1 protein-coding gene is annotated in these 1298 nt (G+C 61.7%); it reads left to right on the top strand.

Features of this window, described 5'->3' with window-relative positions:
- Positions 1-65: 65 nt before the first annotated feature.
- Positions 66-1237, top strand: a protein-coding gene (locus SAB01S_RS17915) for an IS3 family transposase (RefSeq protein WP_157078392.1) whose coding sequence is annotated in 2 segments (ribosomal slippage) — positions 66-330 and positions 330-1237 — 1173 coding nt in all. Because the reading frame shifts where the segments join, the coding sequence is not laid out codon by codon here.
- Positions 1238-1298: the final 61 nt, after the last annotated feature.

The following is a 1298-nucleotide window of genomic DNA, read 5'->3' on the forward strand; positions in this document are numbered from 1 at the left end:
TGAGGTGGTCCCGCTTTTCTGGACAGGATGCTAAGCTAATCCCGACGTGATGGATTGGTACGGGAATGAAGACGACGAGAAAGCGCTATAGTGCTGATTTCAAAGCCAAGGTGGCGCTGGAAGCGATCCGGGGTGACCTGACGCTGGCGGAGTTGGCAGCCAAGCATGGCGTGCACCACACGATGATCGCCTCCTGGAAGCGGCAGGCCATTGACGGGATGGCAGGCACGTTCTCCGGAGCCGGCGACGCGGTCAAGGCTGCCAGCGAGAGCGAGGTAGAGAAGCTGCACGCCAAGATCGGGCAACTGGTGGTGGAGCGGGATTTTTTAGCGAAAGCCTTCGGTCGATGAGCGTGGAGCGGAGGCGGGCGATGGTCGAACCTGCTCACCACCGCCTGTCGATCTCGGCGCAATGTCGCCTGCTCTCGATTGGCCGTTCATCGTATTATTATGCGCCTGTGCCGGAAACGGATGAGACGCTGACGCTGATGACGGTGATCGATGCGACGTTCCTGGACTGCCCTTGGTACGGCAGCCGGCAGATGGCACGTCACCTGCGGCGCGCAGGCCATGAGGTTGGTCGGCGCCGGGCCCGGCGGCTTATGGCGAAGATGGGCCTGACACCGATCTACCAGCGGCCGCGCACGAGTGATCCGCACCCGCAGCACCGGGTCTATCCGTATCTGCTGCGCAAGTTGGTGATCGACCGGCCCAATCAGGTCTGGTGCGCCGATGTGACCTACATCCCGATGCGGCGCGGCTTCCTGTACCTGGTTGCGATCATGGACTGGGCAACCCGGAAGGTGCTGGCATGGCGGCTATCGAATACGATGGATGCAGGGTTCTGCGTCGCGGCGCTGGAGGAGGCGCTGGCTCGCTACGGCAAGCCCGAGATCTTCAACACCGACCAAGGCAGCCAGTTCACGTCGCAGGCCTTCACCACTGTGCTGCGCGAGGCCGAGGTTCGCATCAGCATGGACGGGCGGGGCCGGTGGATGGACAATGTCTTCATCGAACGCCTTTGGCGATCCCTGAAGTACGAATGCGTTTATCTCCACGCCTTCGAGACCGGCTCGGAGTTGAAAGCTGGCCTTGGCCGCTGGATCACCTATTACAACACCCAGCGTCCGCACTCGGGCCTGGCCGGGAAAACCCCGGTCGAGGTCTATCGGCGGATCGGGCAATCAGATCATGGGGGGCATGCCCCCCATGATCTGATGACCAAACAGGCGGCGTGAACGACAACCGGGATTAGCTTAACTTAGCCGCCAAACTGTCCAAGAAGGTGGGACCACCTCA

This window comes from Sphingobium abikonense NBRC 16140 (genome assembly GCF_001598335.1).
Lineage (GTDB): Bacteria > Pseudomonadota > Alphaproteobacteria > Sphingomonadales > Sphingomonadaceae > Sphingobium > Sphingobium abikonense.